Genomic DNA, 25274 nt, shown 5'->3' with positions numbered 1-25274 from the left:
CCCAGCGACGCAGCGATCTGTGTGGGCCGCTTCCCATCACCGGGGACTTTTTTGTGCCTATGAGCGCCTCGTTCGACGCGCCGTGGTGTCTTCTCCCAGCTTTGTGTCCGACCGATGCGAGTCCGACACAGCCCCGTCCCACCGACGATTGAGGAGACCTCATGTCTATGTCCAATGCCATCGTCATTCAGAACCTCAGCTTCGCCTGGCCAGATGGCGAGTACGTCTTTACCAACCTCGACGCGGCCTTTGGCCCTGGAAAGACCGGCTTGATCGGACATAACGGCTGCGGCAAGTCCACCCTGCTGCGTCTGATCGCCGGGCATGCCACGCCTGCGCAAGGACACATCGAACGTCATGGAACCCTGGGCTATTTGCCTCAAGAGCTCCCGCTGTCCGGTCACCGCAGTGTCGCGGACTTGCTCGGCATCAGTGGCCGACTGCAAGCCTTGGACGCTATCGAATCGGGCAGTGCCGACGAAAGCCACTTTGAGATGCTCGGGGAGCAGTGGGATATAGCCGAACGTACTCGGGCCCACCTGGATGCCCTGGGCTTGGCCGATATCGAGTTGGGCCGCACCGTGGCGACGCTCTCTGGCGGTGAGGCCATGCTCTGTGGGCTTACCGGCCTCTTGCTGGCTCAGCCAGATTTGCTGATCCTCGATGAGCCGACCAACAACCTCGACGCGAGAGCCCGATCCCGCCTGTACACGGCCATCGACCAGTTCGATGGGGCCTTGGTCGTGGTTAGCCACGATCGGGCCCTGCTCGACCGGGTCGATGCTATCGCCGAGTTGCGGGCGGGGCGAATCCGAACCTTCACCGGAAATTTCGACGCCTATGAGAGGGCCATAGCGACCGAGCAGCATGCCGCCGCGCGCCACGTGCGCCAGGCCGCGGCCGACGTCGAACGGCAACGTCGTGATGCCATGGAGAACCAGACCAAACTGGCCCATCGTCGCCAACAGGCAAAACGATTCCATGCCAATAAACGCCAGCCGTTGATAGTCATGAACGCGAAGAAACGAAGCGCCGAGGTATCGGCCGCGAAGCTGACCGAACGACACACCGAGGAACTCGCTCAGGCGCGCGAGAAGCTCGATGCGGCGCAGCGCAAACTGCGCGGCGAGGACCTCATCGCGGTGGACCTACCCGAGACGCGAGTTCCCTCCGGGCGGGTCTTGTTGGACGTCCGTGCCCTCACCGTGGGGGACGTGTTCGGAGCCGCGGGAGTCAGCCTGGGAATTCAGGGGCCTGAACGTATCGCTCTCATTGGCGACAACGGTAGCGGTAAGACCACGCTATTGCGAGCGATCGCTGGCCTGGTTATGCCTGATACCGGAGAGGTCAACACGTACGTGCCGTTGCGGTACGTTCCGCAGAAAATAGACATTTTGCACGAGGAGGCGACTGTGTTGGACAATGTCCGAGCCGCCGCGCCACACATGACCGATGCACAGATTCGCAACCGCTTGGCCCGCTTTCAGTTCCGAAAGGACGCTGCCTTCGCTATGGCCGGGACGCTCTCGGGAGGGGAACGGCTGCGGGCGGCATTGGCAGTGGTGTTGTCCGCGAGCCCGGCTCCGCAGCTGCTGATGCTGGACGAACCGACGAACAACCTGGATTTGCCGTCGGTGGCGCAATTGAAGGCGGCATTGGACTCCTACCGAGGCGCGGTGATCGTGGCCAGCCACGATGCGGCATTTCTTGCCGAACTGGGAATCACCCGCTGGTGGAAGGCGGCGAAGGGGGAACCGGTGACAGTGGGCGAAGACCCGCTGGAGACAGCGGGGGAGTGAGGCATCTGCCCGGTCGGGGTGCTGTCATCGGCTTTTAGTCCCCGGCTGCCTGGCTTAGTCGGTGGAGCTTTCGCACCCTCCTGCGGCCGCGTCGGCGTTGCTGGCCGACCCGTTAGGACGGTCGGTTCGCAAACGCCCCGGGTTAGGATCGCGGTAGCCACAACATTTGACACGATGTCATCTGCCCACCAGCGGCAGATGAGTCGACCGAGGAAAGAGAGCGCCATGGCCTCGACCACGCCGACGTCGGACAAGTACGACGAGATCGACGACTTCATCAATGCCACCGTCACCCAGGAGGACCCCCAGCAGCGACAGGCGGTCGCCGATGCCGACGCTGCGGGATTGCCGCATATCCAAGTCGCCCCAAATCAAGGAAAGTTGTTGCAACTTCTCATCGAGATCATGGGGGCCACCCGGGTCCTGGAGTTGGGCACACTGGGCGGATACAGCACCAGCTGGATGGCCAAAGGTCTGCCGTCGAACGGTGAGCTGGTGTCGCTGGAGTTCAGCCCGAAACACGCCGAGGTGGCGCGGGCGAACTTGGAACGATGTGGCGTTAACGACCGGGTGGAGATCCGGGTTGGGCCCGCCTTGGAGACGCTCCCGAAGCTAGATGAGGAGGGCGGGGACCCATTCGATTTCGTCTTCATCGACGCCAACAAGGACGATATCGTCGAGTATGTGGAATGGGCCGCGAAGTTGGCGCGCCCCGGTGCTCTAGTCGTGGTGGACAACGCGGTGTCGCGATTGGTCGACACTGAGCCCGACACCGATGATCCGGCCTCGCGGGCCATTTGGAAGGTGTATGAGGTGATTGCCAATCACCCCAGCCTGGATGCCACGGCTGTGCAGACGGTGGGCCACAAGGGCCACGACGGCCTGCTTTTCGCGCTGGTGACCGAGTAACGCGCCCGCCACCCCAAACGCGAGGCGGGGCCGGTACCACTGAGGTACCGGCCCCGCAGTGTGTCCTAGTCAGACTCGCCGCTGGCGGCTAGCCGAGGATGAGAACTAATCGACAATGGTGATGCGGTCCAGCGCCGGAGCCGCGAGCAGGTCATCCGCCGAGGTGTTCTCCTGCAGCCACTCCTTGAACGCGTCAACGTCGACCTCACCGTAAAGGACGTTCTGCCCTTCGGTGAGGACGGTGAAGGAGTCTCCGCCGTCGGCCAAGAACGAGTTCACGGTAACTCGGTAGGTCTGGTCAGCCTCGATGTCTTCTCCGTTGAGCTGCAAGGAATCGGTGAGGACCTTGTCCTCACCCTCCTGCGACTCATCGAGTGTGTAGGTGAAGCCCTCAGAGGGCAACAGGATCAACGGCTCGTTGGGGCGGTCGGTGTACTGCTGCTGCAACAACGTCACGATCTGGTCCCCGGTCAAGTCCATGGTCACCAAATAGTTGCCAAAGGGCTGCACAGTGAAGACTTGCTCGTAGGTGACTTCACCCTCGTCGTTGGGAATCAGGTCGGCCCGCACCCCACCTGGGTTCATGAACGCGATCTGGGCCCCACCGAGTTCTTCCTCAGCGGTGCGAGCCAACTGCACGTCGGCGATGAGGTTACCTAGCGCGAACTCTTCGGCGCGAGTGGCGCCCAGCATGATGGGCTCCTGGAGATGACCGACGACTTCTTGGGCAATCGGGGCCAGGGCCTCGTTGTAACCATCGATCAGACCAGTTTGCACCGGGTCGGCCTCGACATTGCGCTCCACGATGATGTTCGTGCCTTCGACGGAGGTCCGAATGATGTCGGAGGTCTCGAAGTCGTATTCCATCCGGATGTCGCTGAAGATGGTGCCGTACTGCCCGGCGGAGGTCACCATGCGAGGTTCACCGTTTGGGTCCTCGAAGGTGCACACATAGGCGCGGTGGGTGTGGCCGGTGACGATCAAGTCAATGGAGGAGTCCATGTTTTCGGCCATATCGACAATCGGACCGGAGATGGACGGTTCATCACCGAACGTTTCGCATTCTTGGTTGTCAGCGTCCTCGGCAGCGGGGTACCCGCCCTCGTGGAGGAGGACCACGATGGCGTTGACACCGTCATCGAGCAGAGCCTGGGCGTGCTCGTTGGCCGTCTCGACCTCATTGCGGAACTCGATGCCTTCGATACCGGACTTGGCGACAATGTCGGCGGTTCCCTCCAGCGTCATGCCGATGAAACCGACGGTGGCGCCGTCGTCGAACTCATGCACGTAGGTGGCATCGAGGATGGCCTCGCCAGTCTCGGCGTCAACGACATTGGCACCCAGGTAGGGAAAGCCCATGCCTTCCCACTCTTGGCCGTCGGCACAGCCCTCATCGGGGCATCCACCGTGAATTAGGCGTTGCAGCTCGTCGATGCCCTGGTCGAACTCGTGGTTACCGACCGAGGACACGTCTAGCCCCATGCCGTACAGCGAGTCGAGCGTGGGCTGGTCGTCGAACGCCGCCGACAAGAACGGGCTGGCACCGATGAGGTCACCAGCGGCCACGGTCAGAGTGTTGTCAAAGCCTTCCCGAGCCTCGTCGAGGTGCGTGGCAAGGTACTCGGCTCCACCAGCCTCGATGAACTCCTCTTCACCGTGCTCGTCGTGAACGGTGACGCCCATACCCTCATTGGCTTCCAAGTTGCCGTGGAAGTCGTTGAGAGCCAGTAGTTGGATCTCGGTGGTGCCCTCGGGATCTTCGGTACCGAAGAGCGAGCATCCACTCGCGGCGACGAGGGTCGCCGAAGCACCGACGGCTAGGGCCGTCGTGCGGAATCGTCTTTGTGCAGACATGGCACTCCATTATTCAGGGGATGTCGTGAATTGATCTACGTGTCAGTAACGATAGACAATGACCGTACCCAACAGGTCAACGACCAATGATGGGACGATTGCGCACCTACAACGATTGGATAACACCCACCATTGCCACCTCATCCGCCACACCAGTCGCCGACCACACACAGTGAAGAACAACACGACTGGTTAGCGTTTCGGCCCAACATGTGCGAAAATTGGCCGTTCTGTTTCTGCCCTGAAGGGAGTCCTGGTGCTGCCAGCCTCACTGCATGCCACCTTTGAACCCGACCCTCACCACCCCAGCCACGGTCGCATGCTGTTGTGGGGCGGAGACGACCCCGCCACCGACGCGGCCACCCTCGGACTTCCACCCGGCGACCCCGCCACCGCCCACATCCTCCAAGGCGACGAACTAGTCGAAACCGACGTCCTAGCCCTACCCGCCCGCCCCGCCGCCGCAGGCATGATCCACCTAGCCGACCGCATCGACATCGCCCCCTCCCTGGCCGCCTGGGGCCGGGTCGCGAGCGCCGTACGCGACCGCCACTTCGACATCCTCGACAAAATCGCCGAGGAACTTCCCATCGAAGGGCACTCCGCAGCTGACCCCGAAGGCCACGTATGGACCGCCCGCGCCGCCGTGGCCGCCTTCGTGGAATCCCACGCCGAACTCGGGCAACCCGACTCCGGCCTCAGCCTCGCCCTCACCACCGCCCAACACGCCCTGCCCGAGACCCCCCGCGTCCAAGCCACCCTGCGCCCATACCAAGCCAACGGCATCGCCTGGCTACAAACCGCCACCGACAACGGCGCGGGAGTCGTCCTCGCCGACGACATGGGTCTCGGAAAAACCCTCCAATCCATAGGGCTCCTAGCCGCCCGCTCCACCGGAGAACAGACCCACCTAGTGGTGTGCCCCACCTCCGTGGTCGGCAACTGGCAACGTGAACTGGCCCGCTTCGCCCCCCAACTCACCACCCACCTGCACCACGGACCGAAACGACGCAAACGCGCCGACGAACTACTCGACGCCGACGTCATCATCACCTCCTACTCACTGGCGCTACGTGACCGAAAGCTGCTGGGCCGCGTCTGCTGGGACACGGTGATTCTCGACGAAGCCCAAACAGTGAAGAACCACCGCTCCCAAACCTCCAAAGCCGTCCGTGGACTCACCTCCCGCCAACACATCGCCCTCACCGGCACCCCCGTCGAAAACCGACTCGCCGAACTATGGGCAATCATGGAATTCGTCAACCCCGGCCTGCTGGGCACCCAAGCCGACTTCAAGCGCCGCTTCACCGACCCCATCGAAATCGGCCGAGACCCCAATGCCGCACGCGAACTGCGTGAACTCATCGGCCCGGTAGTCCTGCGCCGTCTCAAAGAAGACGTCGCCGCCGACCTACCCAAGAAGCTCGAATCGGTCGTCGTCTGCACCATGACCGCCGAGCAGGGAAAACTCTACAAAGAGGCGGTTGCCGACGCGTTCGACTCAGGACTGGGAGACGGCATCGCCCGCCGCGGAAACATCCTCAAACTACTCACCCGTCTCAAACAGATCTGCAACCACCCAGTTCAAGCCGGGCCCGCCAAAGACAACTCCCACGACTTCGACTACGACCACGAACCCGAGGACAACCTGGGACTGGCCGACCGCTCCGGCAAACTCGACCGCATCGCCGCCATGCTGGCCGAAGTCATCGACTCAGGCGACCGAGCCCTCATCTTCACCCAATACCGCACCATGGGCGAACTGCTGGCCACCCACATCCGCGAACAACTCAACATCAACGCCCCCTTCCTCCACGGCGGCGTCGACCAAATGGGGCGCGACCGGATGGTCCAGCACTTCCAAACCGAAGAAGGTCCCGGCGTGCTACTGGTCAGCCTCAAAGCCGGAGGTACCGGCCTCAACCTCACCGCAGCCAGCCACGTCTTCCACTACGACCGCTGGTGGAACCCCGCCGTCGAAGACCAAGCCACCGACCGAGCACACCGCATCGGCCAAACCCGCACCGTCCACGTCCACAAACTGGTCACCGCCGGCACCCTCGAAGAACGCATCGACGAGCTTCTCATGCGCAAACGAGCCCTAGCGGACGCCATCGTCGGAGAATCCGAGGAATGGCTCACCGAACTCGACGACACCCAATTGCGCAAACTCATCGAACTTGACGAAGACGAGGTAGCTCAATGAGCGACAACTACGGAACCACCTGGTGGGGACGCAAGTGGCACCGCGGCCTGGAAACCATCGGCCTGTCCTACCCCGACCACCGCATCGTCAAAGGCCGCGCCATCGCCGGACGTGACGGCGTCGAGCACCTAGAAATCACCCCCGGTGGCGTCCACGCCATTGTCAACGACGAACGTGACTACCCCGTCTCCATCGAAATCGACCCCTACGCCAAAGATCAATGGGATGAGGCGCTGGCGGCGATGGGTAACAGCCCCTCATGCGTGGGTGCGTTGTTGGCGGGAGCTTTGCCAAAGAACATCGATGATGTGCTTGGCCACTTGGGCATGATCTTGTTGCCTCGCAAGCCCCGGCTAGGCGAGGACGGCAGCAACCTGCCGCAGCTGAGGACTAGCTGCCCTTGTTCGGACCCTGACGCGGTGTGCCGTCACGTCATCGCGGTGCAACTGGTGTCCGCGGCGCGGTTGGATCGCGATCCGTTTTTGGTGCTCCTGTTGCGGGGTGGCCCGACGGACAACCTACCGTTGCGGCTTCGTGATGCCCGCCGAATGAGCCACACCTCGTATTTCCACCCGGCGGCGTAAGAGGACTGAGGCCACCCCATGTGTGAAGGCGGCCTCGTGCGTGGAATCCTAGGAATCCGCAGGAAGTCCTGCCAAGACGGGCTCAGGTTGACTGCGGCCCGAGGTTTCAGCCATCCCCACGGAAGAGATCACTATGGACACCACCCTTGCCGATGTCTGGCAGTGGATCGTGCAGAGTCACCCCGAGCCAACCTGGTGGGCCATTCTCGGTAGCGCGGTGGTCGCCCTGGTGGCCGTGGGGCAGTCGACGCTATGGCGCCAGGTACGCAACCTCATCACGATCGCCCACGAAGGTGGGCATGCGCTGGTGGGAGTTCTCACTGGTCGCCGGTTGTCGGGTATTCGTCTCCACTCGGACACTTCTGGTCTGACCATCACTCGTGGACGACCGACGGGACCCGGTGCGATCCTCACCCTGGCCGCTGGCTATACGGCCCCGGCTCTGTTGGGACTCGGCGCGGCGTTCCTGCTCGCGGGAGGGCGTACCGTCATCCTCCTGTGGATCACATTCGCGCTGCTGGTAGCCATGGTGATTTTCATACGCAACCTGTATGGGTTCGTGGCCCTAGTAGTGGTGGGTGCCGTCGTTTTCAGCGCTTCGTGGTACGCCACCGCCGAAGTCCAGACCACCATCGCCTACCTCGGTACGTGGATATTGATCCTCGGATCGATTCGGCCCGTATTCGAACTTCGGCATCGGCGACGGGGCAAAGCGGGAGTACAGTCCGACGCCGACCAGCTCGCCTCCATGACGGCGATTCCCGCCGCTGGATGGATCTTCTTTTTCATGCTCGTCACCATTGGAGCGGGAGCGGCGGGCACGTGGCTGCTACTGCCTGAGGCGGTCACGGACACTATCGTTGGAGTCGTCGCCGATTAGTGCCTCGGGTCGGCTCTTCGGTCAGCGGGTCGGCTGGCCACGGGTGTTTCGGATAGCGCCCGCGCATTTGCGACCGCACTTGCTGGTATGGCCCCGCCCAAAACGAGGCTAGATCCCCGGTCACGGCCAGTGGCCGCCCTGCCGGGGACAACAGATGCACTGTCACCTTGACTCCGCCCACACTCGGTGTCTGCTCGCATCCGAACATCTCCTGCAATTTCACCGCCAGTACGGGCCGTTCCGCCGAATAGTCCAGCCGCACTGCCCTGCCCGAGGGGACCGTGAGCGTTTCGGGCGCGACTTCGTCGAGCCTCACCTGCCACGGCACCAGATTGCGCAAACACGATGCCACATCGATTTTCTCCACGTGGGCGCGTTTGCGCGCCCGTCCCAAGTGCGGTTGTAGCCAACTTAGGTCGGCCAACAAGGCCTCATCGGACACCTCGGGCCATGGCTGGCCCAGATACCGGTGACAGAAACGTAGTCTCTGGCGTAGCGCTGTGGCACCGTCGGTCCACCGCAGTAGAGACAGCCCCTGTGATCGCAACCCCTCTTCGACCGCGGCTGCCACCTGCGCGGCATTGGGGCTCACCAGTGGCGCGGAGGCGACGGTAATGGCACCCATACGCCTCACCGAGCGAGCCACGACCTCAGCGGCCCTCGCATCCCAGCGAATCTCTTCGTAGGTCTCCTCACGTCCAAGCTGGCGAGCCAAGGAACCATCGAGCGACACGGCTAGTCGGATGCGCGCCGCCGACTGTCCGGCCGACCTGTCGGCGGCGGCGATCGCCAGCCATGGTGACCCCGCCAAGGAACTATGAGAGTCAAGCACGGCCCCGGAACCGGAGACGGTCAGCCACTGCTGGCCCTGTTTCATCGCAATACGTTCCGGATAGGCGAAAGCGACAATCGTGGCGGCCGCCTCTTCATCGGGCAACGATGGCTGGGCCAGGTGCGAGGGTAGTTGTCGGCGCAGACGGTCCACTTCCTGCCGCCATGCCCTATCCGGCTGCGAACGCTTCGAACGCCACAGTGCCACCAGGTCGTCGGTGTGTGAACGCTGCTCAAGGCTCAGCAGCGCCACTACCTGTGCGGCCTTATCGGAGCCAACCAAGGAAGCGCCTTCCATGAGCGCCCGACCCAGCCGCGGATGCACGCCAATTTTGGCCAGACGCCTCCCCATCTCGGTGACGCGTCCTTCGCCGTCGAGAATCCGCAACGCTTGTAGCTGCTGCGTGGCGGCCCGCAAGGGGCCCGGCTCAGGTTGCTCGGGCAACGCCAACTCCGGCACCGGCGTACCCCATACCGCCGATTGCAGCACCAAACCTGACAGATCCGATGTGGCGATGTCTGGTTGTGGCTGGGCATTGCGCCGAGCGTGTTCCGCCTCGCTCCACGCCCGCCACACCACACCCGGCCCGGTGCGACCCGCGCGTCCAGCTCGCTGAGCCGTCGCCGCCCGGGAGGCCAACACCGTGGTCAATCCGGGAAGCCCACGCGCGTGGTCGACGACCGGCCTGCGCGCCAAACCCGCGTCCACCACGATCGAAATACCTGGCACCGTCAAGGAGGACTCCGCGATATCGGTCGACAAGACGACCCTCCGCTGGCCACTGGTCAGCGCGGCGTCCTGTTGCGACTGCGGAGCGGTCCCGTGCAAGGCGCATACCCGCGCGTCCACGTCTGCCAACAACTGCGCCACTTGTTTAATCTCTGCGGCTCCCGGCAGAAAACACAACACGTCGCCCTCATCCTCGTCCAAGGCCCGCCGCACCAGGTGCGCCACGTGTGCCAACAAGTTCCGATCGACCCGCAATCCCTGCGGAGGGGCGATGCTCATTCGCGGCGGCTCCCAATGCACCGTCACCGGCCACGACTGTGGCTGACAGTCGATCACTGGGGCGCTCTCCAGCCGCTGCCGCCACAGCCTGATATCGGCCGTCGCCGAGGCGGCCACAATGGCCAGTTCTGGTCGCAACACCGACCGCGTCTCCAACAGGAACGCCAACGCGGTGTCTGTGTCTAGGTGCCGCTCGTGGCACTCATCCAACATGACCACATCCACATCCGCCAACTCCTGGTCGCTCAACAGGCGCGCCAGCAGCACACCTCCGGTGACTACCGTGATGACGGTCTCCGAAGAAGTCTGAGAATCACCCCGAATCTGATAGCCGACCCGCCTACCGACCCGTTCTCCCAGCAAAGAGGCCATCCGACGGGCGGCCGCCCGCGCCGCCAACCGCCGCGGCTCGACGACCAACACCCTCCGCCGAACTGATCCTGGCTCGACCAGCCCCGCCAACGCCAACGGAGCCAACGTCGTCTTACCCGTGCCAGGAGGGGCCACCAACAGCGCACTACCGGCGGATTCCACGGCGGAGACTACCTGGGGGAGGACTTCGCGCATCGGCAGGTCAGGCAACGTGAGGGTATGTGGCATGCCCTTTAGTCTCCGACATCGAGCCAGCAGGACAGTAGTGGCCCCATCCGCTGAAGCGAAATGGGGCCACGATCGTGGGTGCCGCAGTGGCACGAGAGCGTTTAATCGGACTGGATGGAGGCCATTGTGTCGTACGGTGCCGCCGCCGCTTCCGCGGCAGTCAGCAGCGCATCTCGGTTGGGCTCCCACAGCTGAGAATCCATGCAGCTGTACGCGGGGAAGAAGAAGCCACACTGCCCGCTAGAGGGGCCGACCTCGAAGGTGTAACTGGCCACGCCTAGCGTGCCGTAGGTGAAGTCGTCCGTCGCTCCTGGAGCCAGGTAGTTGATGGTGTCGAATGCCGTACCGACGAGGTAATTGTTCGAGACTGACATCATCAATCCCAGATTTCGCAGCTCCTGGTGGTTGGGCGAGTATGTCCGCGTCCACGCCCATGGGTGAATGATGTACTCGCCAAAGCTGTGCAGCGAGATCATCACATCACGCGCGTCGGTGGGGACCGGGTCGTTGTCGCCCGGGCCCTTCTGCGCGGGGTGGATACTTTCGAACAACTCCTCCAATGCCCGCGTCTCGGGTTCCGAGGCCACCGACGGCCCCGCGTACGTTTGGATACAGGGGTTGATGTTGGTTCCCGCCCACTTGAAACTATGGTTACGGTTCAAATCAACCCCGATAGCCGTTCCCGTGCAGCTGCCGTTGGAATTATTGGCGTTCTTGCGCTGCGAGACGGGTTGGTTGCCACCGGAGGCGACGATGTCGACCCCGTCCGGGTTGGCAATGGGCACGATCCAGAACTCCGTGGAGTCCAAAAGTGCCGTCACGCGCGAGTCCGACCCGTAGCCGTCGACTAGGTGATCGATGAGACGTTTGCTGATCTCGCCGGTGGAAATCTCCCGGGCGTGAACCTGCGACACGATGGAGATGCGCGGCTTGTCGGAGTTCGGGTTGAGCTCGCAGTCGCCGGGCTGAATCTTGGTCAGACAGATGGCCAGAATGTCGTGTCCGCCCTGACCTTGCGTCTTCAACCAGGAGTCTCCGATATCGAAGAGCTTGGCCAGGTCGGGGTTGGCCTCGGCGACATTGTGCAGATTGGCACTATGAGCCGCGGCGGTGAGATATCCGCCGTAGTACGTGCCCTGCTGCACCTTCGCCGACGGCGGCACTTCCTTGTGGAGATGGTCGAGGAACGCGATGTCCCAGCCCTCAGCGCTGAGCTTTGCGGCTAGCGCGGTGTCGGCGACAATCATCGCCCAGTCATGTTCGAACTTGGCGATGTCGATGCCGTCACTGGCCAGGCGCTGGGCGTCTTCAGGGGTTATGTCGTCGACGATCCACATACCGGGTTCGCCGTCGGCGAGGGTGGTGGCCTCAGGGGTGAAGCTGTCCGTCTGTGGTTGAGCCCAGGCATTAGCCGAGATTCCGGCCGGAACGACAATGAGCAATGCGGCAGCGCAGGCCGCGACGATATGCTTTTTGGTTGTGATCATGAGGGGTAGACCTGAATCCTTTCTGTAAAGATAGGTCATCGGGGGTGTATGAGCGGGGGAGTGTTCGAACGCCTCCCGCAAATATGGGCATACATCGATGCCATATTCACCCTAAATTTACCCAAGACCCTCAAAACAGGCAATAGCCTCGCGATGGCGATGGGCTCCAGCCGCGCACAGGTGTGGCCCCACCCGAGTCTTCAAGCGGAGCCACAACCTCAATAGTCAAGAGCCAGCCACTGGCGACAAAGAATCCACTGGCCCTGGTAGTCCTCTAACTTTGATAGGGAACCGCCGCGGCTTCGGCAGCGGTCAACAACGCATCCCGGTTGGGCTCCCACAATTGAGAATCCATGCAACTGTAAGCAGGCAGGAACCCACCACACTGACCCCAACGCGGCCCGACCTCAAAGGTGTAACTGGCCACGCCGAGCGTTCCATACGCGAAGTCATCGGTGCCACCAGGAGCGAGGTAGCCAACGGTCTCAGCGGCCGTACCCACCAAATACCCGTTCGACTGCGCCATCTGCAAACCCAGATTCCGCAGTTCGGTGCGGTTGGGAGCCGAGGCGGTCGTCCACGCCCACGGGTGAATGATGTACTCGCCGAAGCTGTGTATCGAAATCATCACATCACGCGCGTCTGCCGGAGCCGGGTCGTTGTCGCCCGGGCCCTTCTGCGCCGGGTGGATACTCGCGAAGAGCGATTCCAGGGCCTGAGTCTCCGGCTCTGAACCCGCGCTTGGGCCCTGATAAGTCTCGCCACAGGGGTTCGTGCCCGCACCGCCCCACTTGAAATTGTGGTTGCGGTTGAGGTCGACCCCGATGCGGGTGCCCGTACAATTCCCGTACGAGGTATTGGCGTTCTTACGCTGCAACAAAGGCTGATTTCCGCCCGAGGCCACGATATCGACCCCATCGGGGTTGGCGATCGGAACGATCCAGATCTCAGTGGAGTCCAGCAAGTCCGTTACCCGAGGGTCGGACCCATAGCCAGCGACCAAATGATCGATGAAGCGCCAGCTGATCTCTCCGGTGGATATCTCACGCGCGTGCAGCTGCGAGATAATCGAGATACGAGGCTTGTCCGAATCCGGATTACGCTCGCAATCTCCCGGCTGGATGTTGGTCAGGCATATCGCCCAAATATCGTGGCCACCCTGACCTTGCGTCTTCAACCATGAATCCCCGATATCGAATACCTGCGCCAAGTCAGGGTTCGCGTTGGCGACATTGTGCAGGTTGGCTTCGTGAGCTGCCGCGGTGCGGTAGCCACCGTAGTACTGATCTTGCGCGGCTGTAGGAGGCACGTCCTTGTAAACCGTGTCGTGGAAGCCGATGTCCCAGCCTTCGGCGCGAAGCTCCTCGGCCTCGTCGGCATCGGCGATGATCATGGCGGTGTCGGTATCGACGTCGACCACGTCGACGCCGTCCACGAGCAGTGCTTGGGCCTGGTCGGCCGAGATGCCGTCGATGACCCACATTCCAGGTTCACCCGAAGCGAGGGCGAGGCCGTCAGAGGCCACCTCAGAATTGGAGTTGGACTGAGCCCAAGCGTTGGCCGATACTCCGGCTGGGACCACGATGAGCAGCGCCGCGGCGCTGGCCACGGCGAGGTGTTTTTTTGATCGTCTCATGGGGTGGACCTGAATCCTTCCTGCGAAGATACGTAGGTCGTTCGGGGTGTGAGAGCTAAGAGTCGAGGCTTATGCAAAAGGCGCTGTGGGTGTTCTTGTCGGCTCCTCTACCAGCCTAGATTTGTCTACTGTGTCTTTAGGCCCGCGCTTTCGCATACACCTGAGTGTCCAGAATTCCTTGAACATAGACATGTGCAGATGTCCGTATTCACTATGAATTTACCCAAGCTGTCTAGAGCAGGCAACTGATGCGCTGGTATCGACAATTCAGTGAATGCACATGGCCCTAGCGCCTCAATGGAGCTGGAGGCTTTGATCAGGTGGCAATGACAGTCGTGGCGTGATTATGTCACCCTTCTGGTGGGCCGCGCGAACCACCAGAAGGGCACACCGACCTTCTCTCATGTGCTCGCTTAACTGCGCAAATGCCGCCACTTAACGTCTGGGAGCCCAAGTTTCGCCGTGGGACGGAGCTTGTCAGTTCGCCAGGATGAATCCTGGGATCAGGGGTTGATTGTCACAGCGGATCTCTTCGAAAGCACTCGTTCCATGCGTCCTAATTGGCATAAATGACTCTCAGAGAAGAACTGTCTGCTCGCTATAAAATTACTGAGTGTGTCAATTTTGGAACGACAATGGAGTACTGGGAATAGTGATCCGTGGAGTTACTCGCCTGACTCTGTCAGGCGGAGGCTAATGGAATTGATGCAGTAGCGTTGATCGGTGGGAGTGGGGAATCCCTCGCCACTGAAAACATGGCCCAAGTGGGAGTCGCAAGAAGCGCAGCGCACTTCGATTCGATCCATGCCAAGACTGTTGTCTTCGATAAGGGTGACATTGTCGGCATTGGCTGGGTCCCAGAAGGAGGGCCAGCCGCAGCCGGAGTCGAATTTCGTATCGCTACTGAACAACTCAGCCCCGCAGGCCCGACAATGATAGGTGCCCGCGGTTTTCGTGTGGACGTACTCGCCGACGCCGGGGGCTTCGGTCCCGCCTTGGCGGAGGACGCGGTATTCGGCGGCGGTGAGTTTGTTGAGCCAAGGATCGGTAGCCATGCCACATAGCTTACGTGGCGATGGGGGACGTCTACCAACCCAGGAACAATAAGATATATATCGGCATCGAGGTTTAGGGCCATGCCTCGTATCACCAGGTGCCAGCTCCCAAACAAGCCCAAAAATGCTTTCGAGGGCGATATAAGGTCAACACATGCGTTATGTGATCGGCAGCTACACCACTGCCGGTGGCCCCGGGTTGGCACTTGCCACTGGGGACACCCCTACTCAGCCTCTGTCCGTAACCGTGGCCGACCCCGGCCCGGTCAATCCATCCTGGGTAGCCCTGGGAAGTTCCGATGTCGTCTATACGGTGTCGGAAGTCGACGACGGCACAGTGAGTGCCTGGAGGTTCGCCGGCGACTCATGGGTCCCGGTGGGGCAGTCCCAGTCTTCTGGCGGCAGTGCTCCGTGCCATGCGGTCGTCTATACCTCAGGCTCGGGCCGCCGCTGGCTGGTGGTGGCTAATTATGGGTCGGGGGAGGTGGCGGCGCTTCCCATCGCCGCAGATGAGAGCCTTGGCCCCGCATCCTCGATAGTGCGGTGGGACGGTTCGGGTCCGAACCAAGAACGGCAGCTGGCACCCCATGCGCACCAGGTCGTGGTTGATCCGAGTGGCCGCTGGTTGTGGGTGTGCGATCTGGGCAGCGACTCGGTTAAGACATTGGAACTCGACGCGGAATCGGGCCAGCTTCAGGTGCGGGGTTCCGCAGCTTTCCCCGCGGGGAGTGGCCCGCGGCATTTGGCCGTCGTCAGCAGCGACACGGTGGTCGTGGTGGGGGAGCTGTCACGGGAGGTGTTCATTTGCGACGTTGAGGCGACAGACGGGGCTGTGGCGCTGCGGAGCACGGTGTCGATCGATATGGAGATCGACGGGACGGACTATCCGAGCGCGGTGGTGCCCGCGCCTGATGGCAGGACGGTTTATGTGACCAGTCGGGGAAGTGACCAGGTATGGGTTATCGATGTGGATACCCACGAGGTGAGACGACGGCTTCCCAGCGGAGGCGCGTGGCCTAGAGCGGCGTGCCTGTCACGAGAGGATGACAATCTCTTGCTTGTGACGTGTGAACGTTCCGGCTATGTCAGCGCAGTTGATCTGACCGGTCACAGAGAACCACAAATGTTGTGGCAGTGCCCGGGAGTATCGGACATTCACCCCTTTTGATGGTGGTGTTGTGAAGCGCGGCGGACGCCGCGCTTCACAACATAGGACGCGTATTGACTAGAGCTTTTCGTCGCCCTCGAGGCCGGAGTGTGGTAGCTCGTCGGCCGGGTCCGGGGCGTATTCCCGTCCTTCGTATCCGGGTGGAATCTGACCCATCCGTCCAGCCTGGAAGTCCTCTACCGCTTGAACGATCTCGGCGCGGGTGTTCATGACGAACGGTCCGTACCGGGCGACCGGCTCGTGAATCGGTTGTCCCCCCAGGAGGAGCACCTCCATGTGTCCGGATCGGAATGTCTGCTCCGGGCCAGCCTCGACGGTGAGGTAGTCGCCGGTGCCGAAGAGGGCCAGCTGCGATTCGGTGAATGCTCGACGGTCGTCTCCAACGGTGCCTTCGCCGTGTAGTAGGAATGCCATGGCCGAGTAGTCGCGGTTCCATGGCACCTGTAGCCGCGCCCCAGGAGCTAGCGAAGCGTGCACAAGGGAGATGGGCGTGTGAGTCTGGCCGGGGCCATGGTGCTCACCGACTGTCCCGGCGATAACGCGCACGAGCGCGCCTCCGTCGTCTGAGGAGACGAGCGTAAGCCCAGGGCCTTGGATGTCTTGGTAGTTGGGCTGACTCATCTTGGCATTGGCGGGAAGGTTTACCCACAGCTGGATACCGTCGAAGACTCCGCCGTTCATGACCAGCTTCTCGCTGGGCAGTTCGTCGTGCAAAAGGCCCGATCCCGCGGTCATCCATTGGGTGTCTCCATCGCGGATGACACCGCCACCGCCGTGTGAGTCGGTGTGGACGAACGTGCCGTCCATGAGGTAGGTGACAGTTTCAAACCCTCGGTGCGGATGCCAGGGCGCGCCTTTGGCCTCGTGTGGCTCATAGGCGGCGACCATGTGGTCAAGCAACAAAAATGGGTCGGTGTCCTCAGTCAGCGCCGGAGTGGGGAAGGGCCGGCGGACTGGGAAGCCGGCGCCTTCGAAGGTGCGCAGGGAATCGACGATCTTAGTGGCCTGCCGTGGGCGGTCCTCGAGCCCAGGCCGGGGGATTCGTGGCAATGACAAGATGTCATTGGTGGTCACAGCTGGCATGAAGCGGTCCTCCTCGAAGATGCGCGGCGTGCTCCCGTTGCGTGAGACCTACTGCGCGATGGTTGTTCTTACTCAAACCTAACGGTTCAATTTTGAATTATATTTCCTCTTGCTCAAGATGCGCGACTGGGAACACACGGCACCGCGTGAACTCGCGGGCAAACAGGCTTACGCGACGTACAACGGCATGCACGCAGGCGACCTAATATCAGTGTTTCAGAGGAGAAACCGGTTAACCATCATCACGCAAAAGAACTCGCGGGACTTGATGTGTGGTGATGTCATAAGCTTGCATCCGACAACACCCAAATGGAGGAACACATGTCTTATCCGCCCCAACCCCAACAACCGGGCATGGCCATGCCCAAGACCCGCCCGGGAACTGTCCTGGTCGCCTCGGTTATTCAGATCCTGACCGGTGTCCTGCTGATCATCAACCAGCTCATCGCCCAGATGTTCTCCCAGGACGCGGTGGCGGCCCTGCACTCAGAGCTAGAGCGTCAGCTGGGGTCGAACTACACCCAGGCCAACCGTGATGAGATCAACCAGTCGTTCGACATGGGTGCGACTGACCTCATCGTGCCGCTGATTCTGGCGGCTGGCCTGATCGTTCTTGGCCTGCTGAACCTGCGTGGTGCCCGCCCCGCTCGTATCGTCAGCTGGGTCATTCAACCTTTGGTGATGATCTGTGGTGCGCTTCTGCTCGTGGCGACTTTGGCGATGGAAACCGTCATGGAGACCATGGTGGAGGGAACCGGAGTCGACGGTGGCGCCATCCTGAATGCCTACACTGACGCGATGCCCGGTATCTACTTGCCGCTGAACTACATTGCCCTCACCCTGGCTTCACTGGGTTCGCTGCTGGTCATCATCTTGCTGGCGCTTCCGGCCTCGAACCAGTTCTTCCGCAAGGAGCCGCCGCAGCAGAACATCCCCGGAGCTCCTCAGCAGTTCTAAGGTTGTCGATGAGACAACGAAGCTGTTAATCGCTCGTATATTCGCGGGGCAGTCTCCTTATCGCATATGAGGGGGCTGCCCCGTTTTCTATATGACAACAGTTAAAGATCTATATTAGAGATATATCGAGAACAAGGTAAAGAATCCGATCCTCCAACTCACTCTGGTCAGTCTTCGCAAGACTAAAAGAGCGCAGCACAGCTGCGCACCCACCAAAACACAAACGGGCACGACCAAATCCAAACTTGATTGACGGCTACGCTCAGGCGGCCCTACAGTCAGAAATAACCAAAACCCACCGCGGACTACACCACCCGCAACGCCGACACGCCACTAACAGCTCAGTTCGTCCAACCGTGTCAGAACCGTGATGCGGATCTACGTCACAGTGCACGACCGCCACAATTCGGACCAACCCAGCACCCACTTCGGCCGATACTCATCCGAATCACATATTTTGTCCGGTTGCCATGGGGGTACGCATAGCTGCGTGCACGTAACAAAACCGCGCCTTGAGGCAAACGTAGCGGGCACCAAAGGGCTAGACTTTTGTCGATTGCCATCGCGGGATAACAACAATTGAGGACGGTCTTGAACACAGCGGAAACTCACAACTCCAGTTGGGGCGTATGGACGTGGCCGAACTTGGTCACGGTGATACGCCTGGCTGGTATTCCGCTCTTTTGCTACCTCCTAGCCTTTACCGACCATTACTGGACCGCGGCAGCCGTGCTGGCCGTCGGCGGCGGAACCGACTGGGTCGACGGGCAACTAGCCCGCCGTCTCAACCAGGAATCGCGGCTCGGAAGACTCCTCGACCCCATGGTTGACCGGCTCTACATCCTCACCGCGCTGCTGACACTCACATTCCTCGACCTCATCCCGTGGGTCTTCACAATCGCTGTACTGCTTCGAGAAGCGGCGCTAGCGGTGTGCGTGCCCATCCTGCGATGGCACGGCTATGGCCCGCTGCCTGTCCACTTCTTGGGTAAGACCGCGACCTTCGTCGTCTTCATGTCATTCCCGGTCCTCGTGATCGCGGGGCTGGATAACGGCGCGGAAGTGTGGGCGGCTCCGCTGGGCTGGGCATTGGCCCTGTGGGGATTGGGGCTGTACTGGTTGGCCGCGTTCGTCTATGTCCGCCAAACCTTCATGCTGGTGAAGGCAGTCCGCCTCAAGCGGACCAACGGTCAGGCGACCCCCACGGTCGTGTAGTCGGTTCTTCTGGGCCCTGGCCACGTGGGTTGGAAAGTCCCTCTCGCCATGTGGAAGGTAAAGCCGCTCCCAGTCAGGAGGCTTCTCCTGCGACGGATGTCAGCTTTTATTCACTTTTACGCCGCGTTTGGTGTGCTCAGACGTGGGTAGTGCGCGGTCTCGTGCCGTATTGTCAAAAGGTGAGGGGTAGTGACACTGGGCGCGTATGCGCTGACATTTCTCCGGGGTGCCTGACGCTGTGGAAGCCGGCGACGGTACGGTCAACCAGACTGATCCGGTGCTGATGTCCCACAGGTCGACTCATTTGAGAACGATCGTGCGGATTGCACCCCATCAGGCTGTATTACTGACCGGAAAGGGAGCAACGTCCGTGATACCGGAACAATTGCGTTACACCGCTGAGCACGAGTGGATCGAATCTCGTGACAACAACGTGCTGCGGATTGGAATCACCAGCTATGCCCAGGATGCCCTGGGTGATGTGGTGTTCGTGCAACTGCCCGAAGTCGGGTCCACCGTGCAAGCCGGGGACGCGATTGGCGAGGTTGAATCCACCAAGAGCGTGTCGGATATTTACGCTCCGGTGACCGGTAAAATCGTGGCCGGCAACGACAAGCTGGCTGACGCTCCCGAGCTGATCAACAGCGACCCCTATGCGGCGGGCTGGATGTTCGACATGGAAGTCGACGACGAGGGCCAGCTCGACGCTTTGCTTGACGCTGCGGCGTATGCGAAGCTCACTGAGTGACCTCACGGTCCTGAGATTGAAAAGGTGGAATAGATGACGCGTTCCAACGACGAGTTCCCACCGCCAGATGTAACGGCGACGATGAACCTCGGCGCGTTGGAGGAATCGGGAGACGCTAGCGACGCCGATCTCAATTCCTCGCGGCTTGCCGAGTCGTTGCCGGCGGGCACCGCCCTGCTGGTGGTGCGCCGAGGCCCTAACGCCGGGGCCCGGTTTTTGCTCGATATGGAAGTGACCACCTCGGGTCGTCATCCTGACAGCGACATTTTCCTCGACGACGTGACGGTGTCTCGTCGTCACGCCGAATTTCACCGTGATGCCTCTGGGTTCACGGTGCGTGACGTGGGAAGTCTCAATGGCACTTATGTCAATTGGGAGCGAGTGGAGACGGCCACCCTTGGTCACGGAGACGAAGTCCAGATCGGGAAGTTCCGTCTGGTGTTCATTGGCGGTCCGAAGCCGAAGACCGCGTAATAACTTTGGGCGACCCGCAGGTACGGCCACCAGGTGCTGAGACACGGGTTCGAAACCTAGCGTGGCAGCCTCACAGATCGACGGTCGGCTTTTAGGTCGATTCAGCTGAGGCTACTGGCGTTTGGTGGGCGGACATCGCCTCCAGGCAGGCAATCCGGTGGTCGCGCAGGTAGGCTAAGCCTTGAAGGACCTGCCGCAGGTGTGCAGACCTGCGGCAGGTTTTTTCCTTTTGTGGCATTGTCTTCGAGGTGTCGTCAGGAGCACTTTCGCCGTCGTGCTCACGGATGTACCGTGGCCAGGCGGGCCAGTGTTTGGGTCGTGGATGGGTTCCTGACTATGGTTCTGTGGGCTGGTGCCAGCGGTCGGCCTTGTGGGAGGCAACGTGCGTGAGCTGAAGATGGTCGGTGTGCGAGTAGAACTTCCGACGAATCAACCGGTGGTGTTGTTGAAGGAAGTCGAAGGAGAGCGTTATCTCCCGATCTGGATTGGCACCGTGGAGGCGGCGGCAATCCACTACAAACAACAGAATGTGCAGATTACGCGGCCATTGACCCACGATTTGATGCGAGACATCCTGGTGGAACTGGGTGTGGAGTTGACGGCCGTGGAGCTGGTGGAGTTGCGCGACACGACCTTCTATGCGGATTTGGTTCTCGACAATGACACGCGTGTGTCGGCCCGTCCTTCGGACGCTATCGCGCTGGCGCTGCGGACGGGGACCAAAGTGTGGTGTGCCGAGGAGGTTCTTGATGAAGCGGGAATTTCGCTGCCCGATAAACAGGAGGACGAAGTGGAGAAGTTCCGCGAGTTCCTCGACGAGGTGTCTCCGGACGATTTTGCGTAACTGACCCCGTCGACGGCCGCATGAAGATACCTTCACATCTACGACGCTTGGTTGGGCGGGGCGGATGTTGATTTTTCGCCGTTGTGTATGGCCCTGTCGCGTCGTGGAGTGCGGATGAGGCGGGGGATTCCATGGAACAGCCGCAGGAAGCTGAGCCGAACACGAGTGCCTACCCGGAGGACGAGGTCATTCGGACGATGGGGGCGCAGCCTTCCGCGGAGTCTTTGTTGGTCGCTTCTCAACGGCGGTTGCCAAATGCCGATCCTGCTGAGTTCAACCCTGAGCCGCTGGGCCCCTCAGCCGCACGCGCGCAGCTGGGATGGCGCGGGACCAGTGCCTGCCGCATCGTCGGCATCACATACCGCCAACTGGATTACTGGGCGCGTACCAAGCTGGTCGAACCCAGCATTACTCCCGCGTCTGGTTCGGGTAGCCAGCGTCGCTATTCCTTTCGTGACATAGTCGTGCTGAAGCTAGTGAAACGCCTGCTTGATACTGGTATCTCGTTGCAGAACATTCGTAAAGCGGTTGCGGTTTTGCGCTCGCGAGGGGTCGATGATCTGGCCCAAATTACGTTGATGTCCGATGGGGTGGGTGTGTATGAGTGCCGGTCTGCCGACGAGATCATTGACCTTCTGGCTGGCGGACAGGGTGTTTTTGCGATCGCGGTGGCCTCGACTGTGAAGGAGATCATGGGTTCGTTGTCGGTGCCGCAGGTGTCGGTGCCCAAGGAGCGTTCGGGGATTGATGTGCCTGATAGTGGGGCTGAGGGGTGTGCTTCGCCTGCGGTGTGAGGTTATTCGTCCTACCTTTGTGACCAGCTATGATTCTGCATAGAGGCTGATCAATTCCGTTCTTTTCGGGATTGTGGCCCATCAATCACATAGATGGCTGAAATTCCGCTCGGGAGAGCTCGCAGTTTGGCGGCACCGAAGGGGCAATGACCTCCTCAGAACCTCTCAGGTACCCGGACCGGGCGGACTGGCATCTCTGAAACTGGGCTGTGCTCTGGTGACAGTAGAGGGGGAATACGCAGAGAACCCGTCACCGGTTGGAGATGCCCATGACTGAGTCCGTTCACTTTTCTCGTTTCGCTGATCGACACATTGGCACGAGCCCTGCCGATCGGCAGGTCATGTTGAAGACTGTGGGAGTGCCGTCTCTTGAGGCGTTGATGGACGGGGCGATGCCTGAGGTTATTCGTTCCTCAGAGCGGTTGGCGTTGCCCGATGCCTTGTCTGAGTCCGATGCCTTGAACATGATCTGGGGCTATGCCTCCCAGAATGTGGTCATGCGGAATCTCATCGGCCTGGGGTACCACGATGTGTTGATGCCAGCTGTGATTAGGCGCAATATCCTGGAGAATCCGGCTTGGTATACGGCCTATACGCCGTATCAACCGGAGATCAGCCAGGGCCGCCTTGAAGCCTTGCTGAACTTTCAGACAGTGATTTCGGATTTGACGGGGCTGGACATTTCTGGTTCGAGCCTCCTGGATGAATCCACGGCCGCGGCCGAGGCCATGTTGTTGGCGCGGCGTAGCGCTAAGCGCGGGGCCAGTGATGTGTTCATCGTCGATGAGAACGCTTTGCCGCAGACTCTGTCGGTACTGGCTACGCGCGCCCAGCCCGTGGGCATCGAGTTGCACGTCACCGATACCTCTGATCCTGCTAATTTGCCTGAGGCCGCGTTCGGCATTTTGCTGCAGTACCCCGGTGCCAATGGGGTGGTGGCTGATTTTTCGGCGACTATCGCTCGAGCCAAGGAACTTAACGCGGCGGTCATCATGGCGACTGATCCGCTTGCTTTGACTATGTTGACCCCGCCCGGAGAATTGGGAGCGGACATCGCTGTGGGTTCGGCTCAGCGATTCGGCGTCCCGCTGGGCTTTGGGGGCCCGCACGCTGGATTTATGGCGGTCAAGGAAGGACTGCAGCGCCAGTTGCCCGGCCGGTTGGTCGGTGTGAGCCGTGATGCGAGCCAGGCACCTGCTTTGCGCCTGGCTCTTCAGACTCGCGAACAGCATATTCGCCGGGAGAAGGCGACGAGCAATATCTGTACCGCGCAGGTCTTGCTAGCCGTGATCGCCTCGGCGTATGCCGCCTGGCACGGGCCGGCTGGCCTGGCGGCCATTGCGCGTGATGTTCACGCGAAGGCCCGCACGTTGGCTGAGGCGTTCTCCTCGGCGGGTCTGGAACTAGCTGGCGAGTCTTTCTTTGACACGGTGACCGTATCTGTGCCCGGTCGCGCTGAAGGCATTGTGCAGCGGGCGGCTGCCAATGGCGTCAATGTGCGTTTGGTTGATGTCGATACGGTGGGAATTGCGGTCAATGAGGCTACGACCGATGAGGAAATCGGTGTGGTCTTGGAAGCGTTTGGGCTGGATGCTTCACCCAAGGCTTTCCAGGAACCGGCTTTGCCCAGTTCGCTGCGTCGCTCTTCTCAGTACTTGACGCATCCGGTGTTCAACGCCTATCACTCCGAGACGGCGATGATGCGCTATTTGCGCCGACTGTCTGATTTTGATTTTGCGCTGGATCGGGGCATGATTCCGCTGGGTTCGTGCACGATGAAGCTGAATGCCGCCGCCGAGATGGAGCCCATCTCGTGGCCCAATTTCGCCGCGATTCACCCGTTGGCTCCGGAGGAACAGACTCGGGGATGGCGTCACCTGATCGAGGAGCTGGAGGGGTGGCTCGCGGAAGTTTGCGGCTACGCCAAAGTTAGTGTGCAGCCCAATGCTGGTTCGCAGGGTGAGCTAGCGGGTTTGCTGGCAATTGCGGCCTGGCAGAAGGACCGGGGCGAGGGGCACCGGGATGTGTGTTTGATTCCGGCGAGCGCCCATGGGACGAACGCCGCTTCGGCAATTTTGGCTGGGATGCGGGTCGTCGTCGTGAAGTGCGATGACGATGGCAATATTGACTTGGTCGATCTAGACGCGAAGATCGAGAAGCACCGTGGTGACCTGGCGGCCATCATGGTGACCTATCCGTCGACTCACGGCGTGTACGAGGAATCGATCGCGAATGTGTGTTCGAAGATTCATGACGCGGGCGGTCAGGTGTATGTCGATGGCGCAAATCTGAACGCGTTGTTGGGGTGGTCGAAGCCGGGCCGTTTTGGGGCCGATGTGTCCCACTTGAACTTGCACAAGACGTTCTGCATCCCGCACGGTGGCGGAGGTCCCGGTGTGGGGCCAGTGGCGGTGCGGGAGCATTTGGCCCCGTTTGTGCCTGGCGATCCGATGACCAATGACGCTCCAGTGGGTGCGGTCTCCCAGGCCCGGTGGGGTTCGGCGGGGATTCTGCCGATTCCGTGGATGTACTTGCGAATGATGGGCCCTGAGGGCTTGGTGGAGGCGACTGCCTCGGCGGTGTTGGCGGCGAACTATGTCGCGGCACGCCTGCGTGATCACTTCCCGATCCTGTACAAGGGTCGCGGAGGCTTGGTAGCCCATGAGTGCATTCTGGATTTGCGGGAATTGACCAAACACTCGGGTGTGACGGTCGATGATGTCGCGAAGCGACTGATCGATTTTGGCTTCCACGCGCCGACGATGTCTTTCCCGGTGGCGGGAACGTTGATGATGGAGCCTACTGAGTCGGAGGACTTGGATGAGCTGGATCGCTTCTGCGAGGCGATGATCGCGATTCGGGCCGAGATTGACGAGGTTACCCAGGGGAAGGTCGCGGTCGAGGATTCAGCGTTGCGTCATGCTCCGCACACGGCGGCCGTGGTGACAGATCCACAGTGGGACCGGTCCTATTCACGGCAAAAGGGTGCGTACCCGGCTGGGGTTTCCCCGGCGAAGTATTGGCCGCCGGTGTCGCGGGTGGACAATGCGTGGGGCGATCGTAACCTGGCGTGCAGCTGCCCGAGCTTGGACGCGTATTCGCAGTAGCTTGACGTAGGCACTTAACAGGCGGGATGACATG

19 protein-coding genes and 1 riboswitch are annotated in these 25274 nt (G+C 61.2%); of the genes, 13 read left to right on the top strand and 6 right to left on the bottom strand.

Annotation, left to right across the window (positions count from 1 at the left end; translation table 11 throughout):
• Positions 1-167: 167 nt before the first annotated feature.
• Together JQS30_RS08180 and JQS30_RS08175 are read left to right on the top strand one after the other, a co-directional pair.
• Positions 168-1799, top strand: a complete 1632-nt coding sequence (locus JQS30_RS08180) for an ABC-F family ATP-binding cassette domain-containing protein (RefSeq protein ID WP_213173016.1) — start codon at positions 168-170, stop codon at positions 1797-1799.
• A gap of 174 nt (positions 1800-1973) precedes the next feature.
• Positions 1974-2708 (top strand): O-methyltransferase, encoded by a 735-nt coding sequence (locus JQS30_RS08175; protein ID WP_213172855.1) that lies wholly within the window; start codon positions 1974-1976, stop codon positions 2706-2708.
• Between the two features lie 105 nt (positions 2709-2813).
• Here the strand turns inward: JQS30_RS08175 and JQS30_RS08170 are convergent, their stop codons facing one another.
• On the bottom strand, positions 2814-4562 hold the full coding sequence (locus tag JQS30_RS08170) for a bifunctional metallophosphatase/5'-nucleotidase (RefSeq protein WP_213172854.1): 1749 nt from the start codon (positions 4560-4562) through the stop codon (positions 2814-2816).
• Between the two features lie 256 nt (positions 4563-4818).
• On the opposite strand from JQS30_RS08170, the gene JQS30_RS08165 reads away from it, so the two are divergent.
• From JQS30_RS08165 to JQS30_RS08155, 3 genes are all read left to right on the top strand, one after another.
• Positions 4819-6768 (top strand): DEAD/DEAH box helicase, encoded by a 1950-nt coding sequence (locus tag JQS30_RS08165; protein WP_213172853.1) that lies wholly within the window; start codon positions 4819-4821, stop codon positions 6766-6768.
• Entirely contained in the window at positions 6765-7352 is a 588-nt protein-coding gene (locus JQS30_RS08160; protein ID WP_213172852.1) for an SWIM zinc finger family protein, read from the top strand. The genes JQS30_RS08165 and JQS30_RS08160 overlap by 4 nt, the downstream gene beginning before the upstream one ends.
• A gap of 133 nt (positions 7353-7485) precedes the next feature.
• Complete coding sequence (locus JQS30_RS08155; RefSeq protein WP_213172851.1) at positions 7486-8232, top strand: M50 family metallopeptidase; 747 nt, start codon at positions 7486-7488, stop codon at positions 8230-8232.
• Here JQS30_RS08155 and hrpB read toward each other — a convergent pair.
• From hrpB to msrB, 4 genes are all read right to left on the bottom strand, one after another.
• Positions 8207-10672 carry an ATP-dependent helicase HrpB gene (hrpB, locus tag JQS30_RS08150; RefSeq protein WP_213172850.1) on the bottom strand — a complete coding sequence of 822 codons (2466 nt, stop codon included), beginning with the start codon at positions 10670-10672 and terminating at the stop codon, positions 8207-8209. The two genes, JQS30_RS08155 and hrpB, sit on opposite strands and share 26 nt — an antisense overlap.
• 101 nt (positions 10673-10773) lie before the next feature.
• On the bottom strand, positions 10774-12159 hold the full coding sequence (locus JQS30_RS08145; RefSeq protein ID WP_213172849.1) for a M14 family zinc carboxypeptidase: 1386 nt from the start codon (positions 12157-12159) through the stop codon (positions 10774-10776).
• Between the two features lie 274 nt (positions 12160-12433).
• Entirely contained in the window at positions 12434-13795 is a 1362-nt protein-coding gene (locus JQS30_RS08140) for a M14 family zinc carboxypeptidase (RefSeq protein WP_213172848.1), read from the bottom strand.
• A 665-nt stretch (positions 13796-14460) separates the two neighbouring features.
• Positions 14461-14850, bottom strand: a complete 390-nt coding sequence (msrB, locus tag JQS30_RS08135; protein WP_213172847.1) for a peptide-methionine (R)-S-oxide reductase MsrB — start codon at positions 14848-14850, stop codon at positions 14461-14463.
• A 154-nt stretch (positions 14851-15004) separates the two neighbouring features.
• Between msrB and JQS30_RS08130 the strand changes: the two genes are divergently transcribed.
• A complete protein-coding gene (locus JQS30_RS08130) occupies positions 15005-16018 on the top strand; it encodes a lactonase family protein (RefSeq protein WP_213172846.1) in 1014 nt (337 codons plus the stop codon).
• Positions 16019-16075: 57 nt separating this feature from the next.
• Here JQS30_RS08130 and JQS30_RS08125 read toward each other — a convergent pair whose 3' ends face one another.
• Positions 16076-17101 carry a pirin family protein gene (locus tag JQS30_RS08125; protein ID WP_213172845.1) on the bottom strand — a complete coding sequence of 342 codons (1026 nt, stop codon included), beginning with the start codon at positions 17099-17101 and terminating at the stop codon, positions 16076-16078.
• Between the two features lie 321 nt (positions 17102-17422).
• Here JQS30_RS08125 and JQS30_RS08120 point away from each other — a divergent pair, with 321 nt between their 5' ends.
• The 7 genes from JQS30_RS08120 (at position 17423) to gcvP (ending at position 25240) form a co-directional block, all read left to right on the top strand.
• Entirely contained in the window at positions 17423-18058 is a 636-nt protein-coding gene (locus tag JQS30_RS08120; RefSeq protein WP_213172844.1) for a hypothetical protein, read from the top strand.
• A gap of 591 nt (positions 18059-18649) precedes the next feature.
• Positions 18650-19273 carry a CDP-alcohol phosphatidyltransferase family protein gene (locus JQS30_RS08115; protein ID WP_213172843.1) on the top strand — a complete coding sequence of 208 codons (624 nt, stop codon included), beginning with the start codon at positions 18650-18652 and terminating at the stop codon, positions 19271-19273.
• 370 nt (positions 19274-19643) lie between these two features.
• Positions 19644-20021: a glycine cleavage system protein GcvH gene (gene gcvH, locus JQS30_RS08110; protein ID WP_343076155.1), complete on the top strand. Its 378-nt coding sequence runs from the start codon at positions 19644-19646 to the stop codon at positions 20019-20021.
• A 33-nt stretch (positions 20022-20054) separates the two neighbouring features.
• Complete coding sequence (locus JQS30_RS08105; protein WP_213172842.1) at positions 20055-20495, top strand: FHA domain-containing protein; 441 nt, start codon at positions 20055-20057, stop codon at positions 20493-20495.
• A 382-nt stretch (positions 20496-20877) separates the two neighbouring features.
• A complete protein-coding gene (locus tag JQS30_RS08100; RefSeq protein ID WP_213172841.1) occupies positions 20878-21339 on the top strand; it encodes a bifunctional nuclease family protein in 462 nt (153 codons plus the stop codon).
• Positions 21340-21536: 197 nt separating this feature from the next.
• A complete protein-coding gene (locus tag JQS30_RS17530; RefSeq protein WP_213173014.1) occupies positions 21537-22133 on the top strand; it encodes a MerR family transcriptional regulator in 597 nt (198 codons plus the stop codon).
• A gap of 100 nt (positions 22134-22233) precedes the next feature.
• Positions 22234-22324, top strand: a riboswitch (glycine riboswitch).
• 78 nt (positions 22325-22402) lie between these two features.
• The gene (gene gcvP, locus JQS30_RS08090) at positions 22403-25240 is read left to right on the top strand and encodes an aminomethyl-transferring glycine dehydrogenase (RefSeq protein ID WP_213172840.1); all 2838 of its coding nucleotides are present in this window, start codon (positions 22403-22405) and stop codon (positions 25238-25240) included.
• Positions 25241-25274 lie beyond the last annotated feature (34 nt).

Origin of the sequence: Natronoglycomyces albus, from assembly GCF_016925535.1 — a bacterium.
In the GTDB taxonomy this organism is placed as follows: Bacteria; Actinomycetota; Actinomycetes; order Mycobacteriales; family Micromonosporaceae; genus Natronoglycomyces; species Natronoglycomyces albus.
Note: the sequence above shows the minus strand (reverse complement) of the source record. Positions and strands in the feature narration are given on the sequence as shown.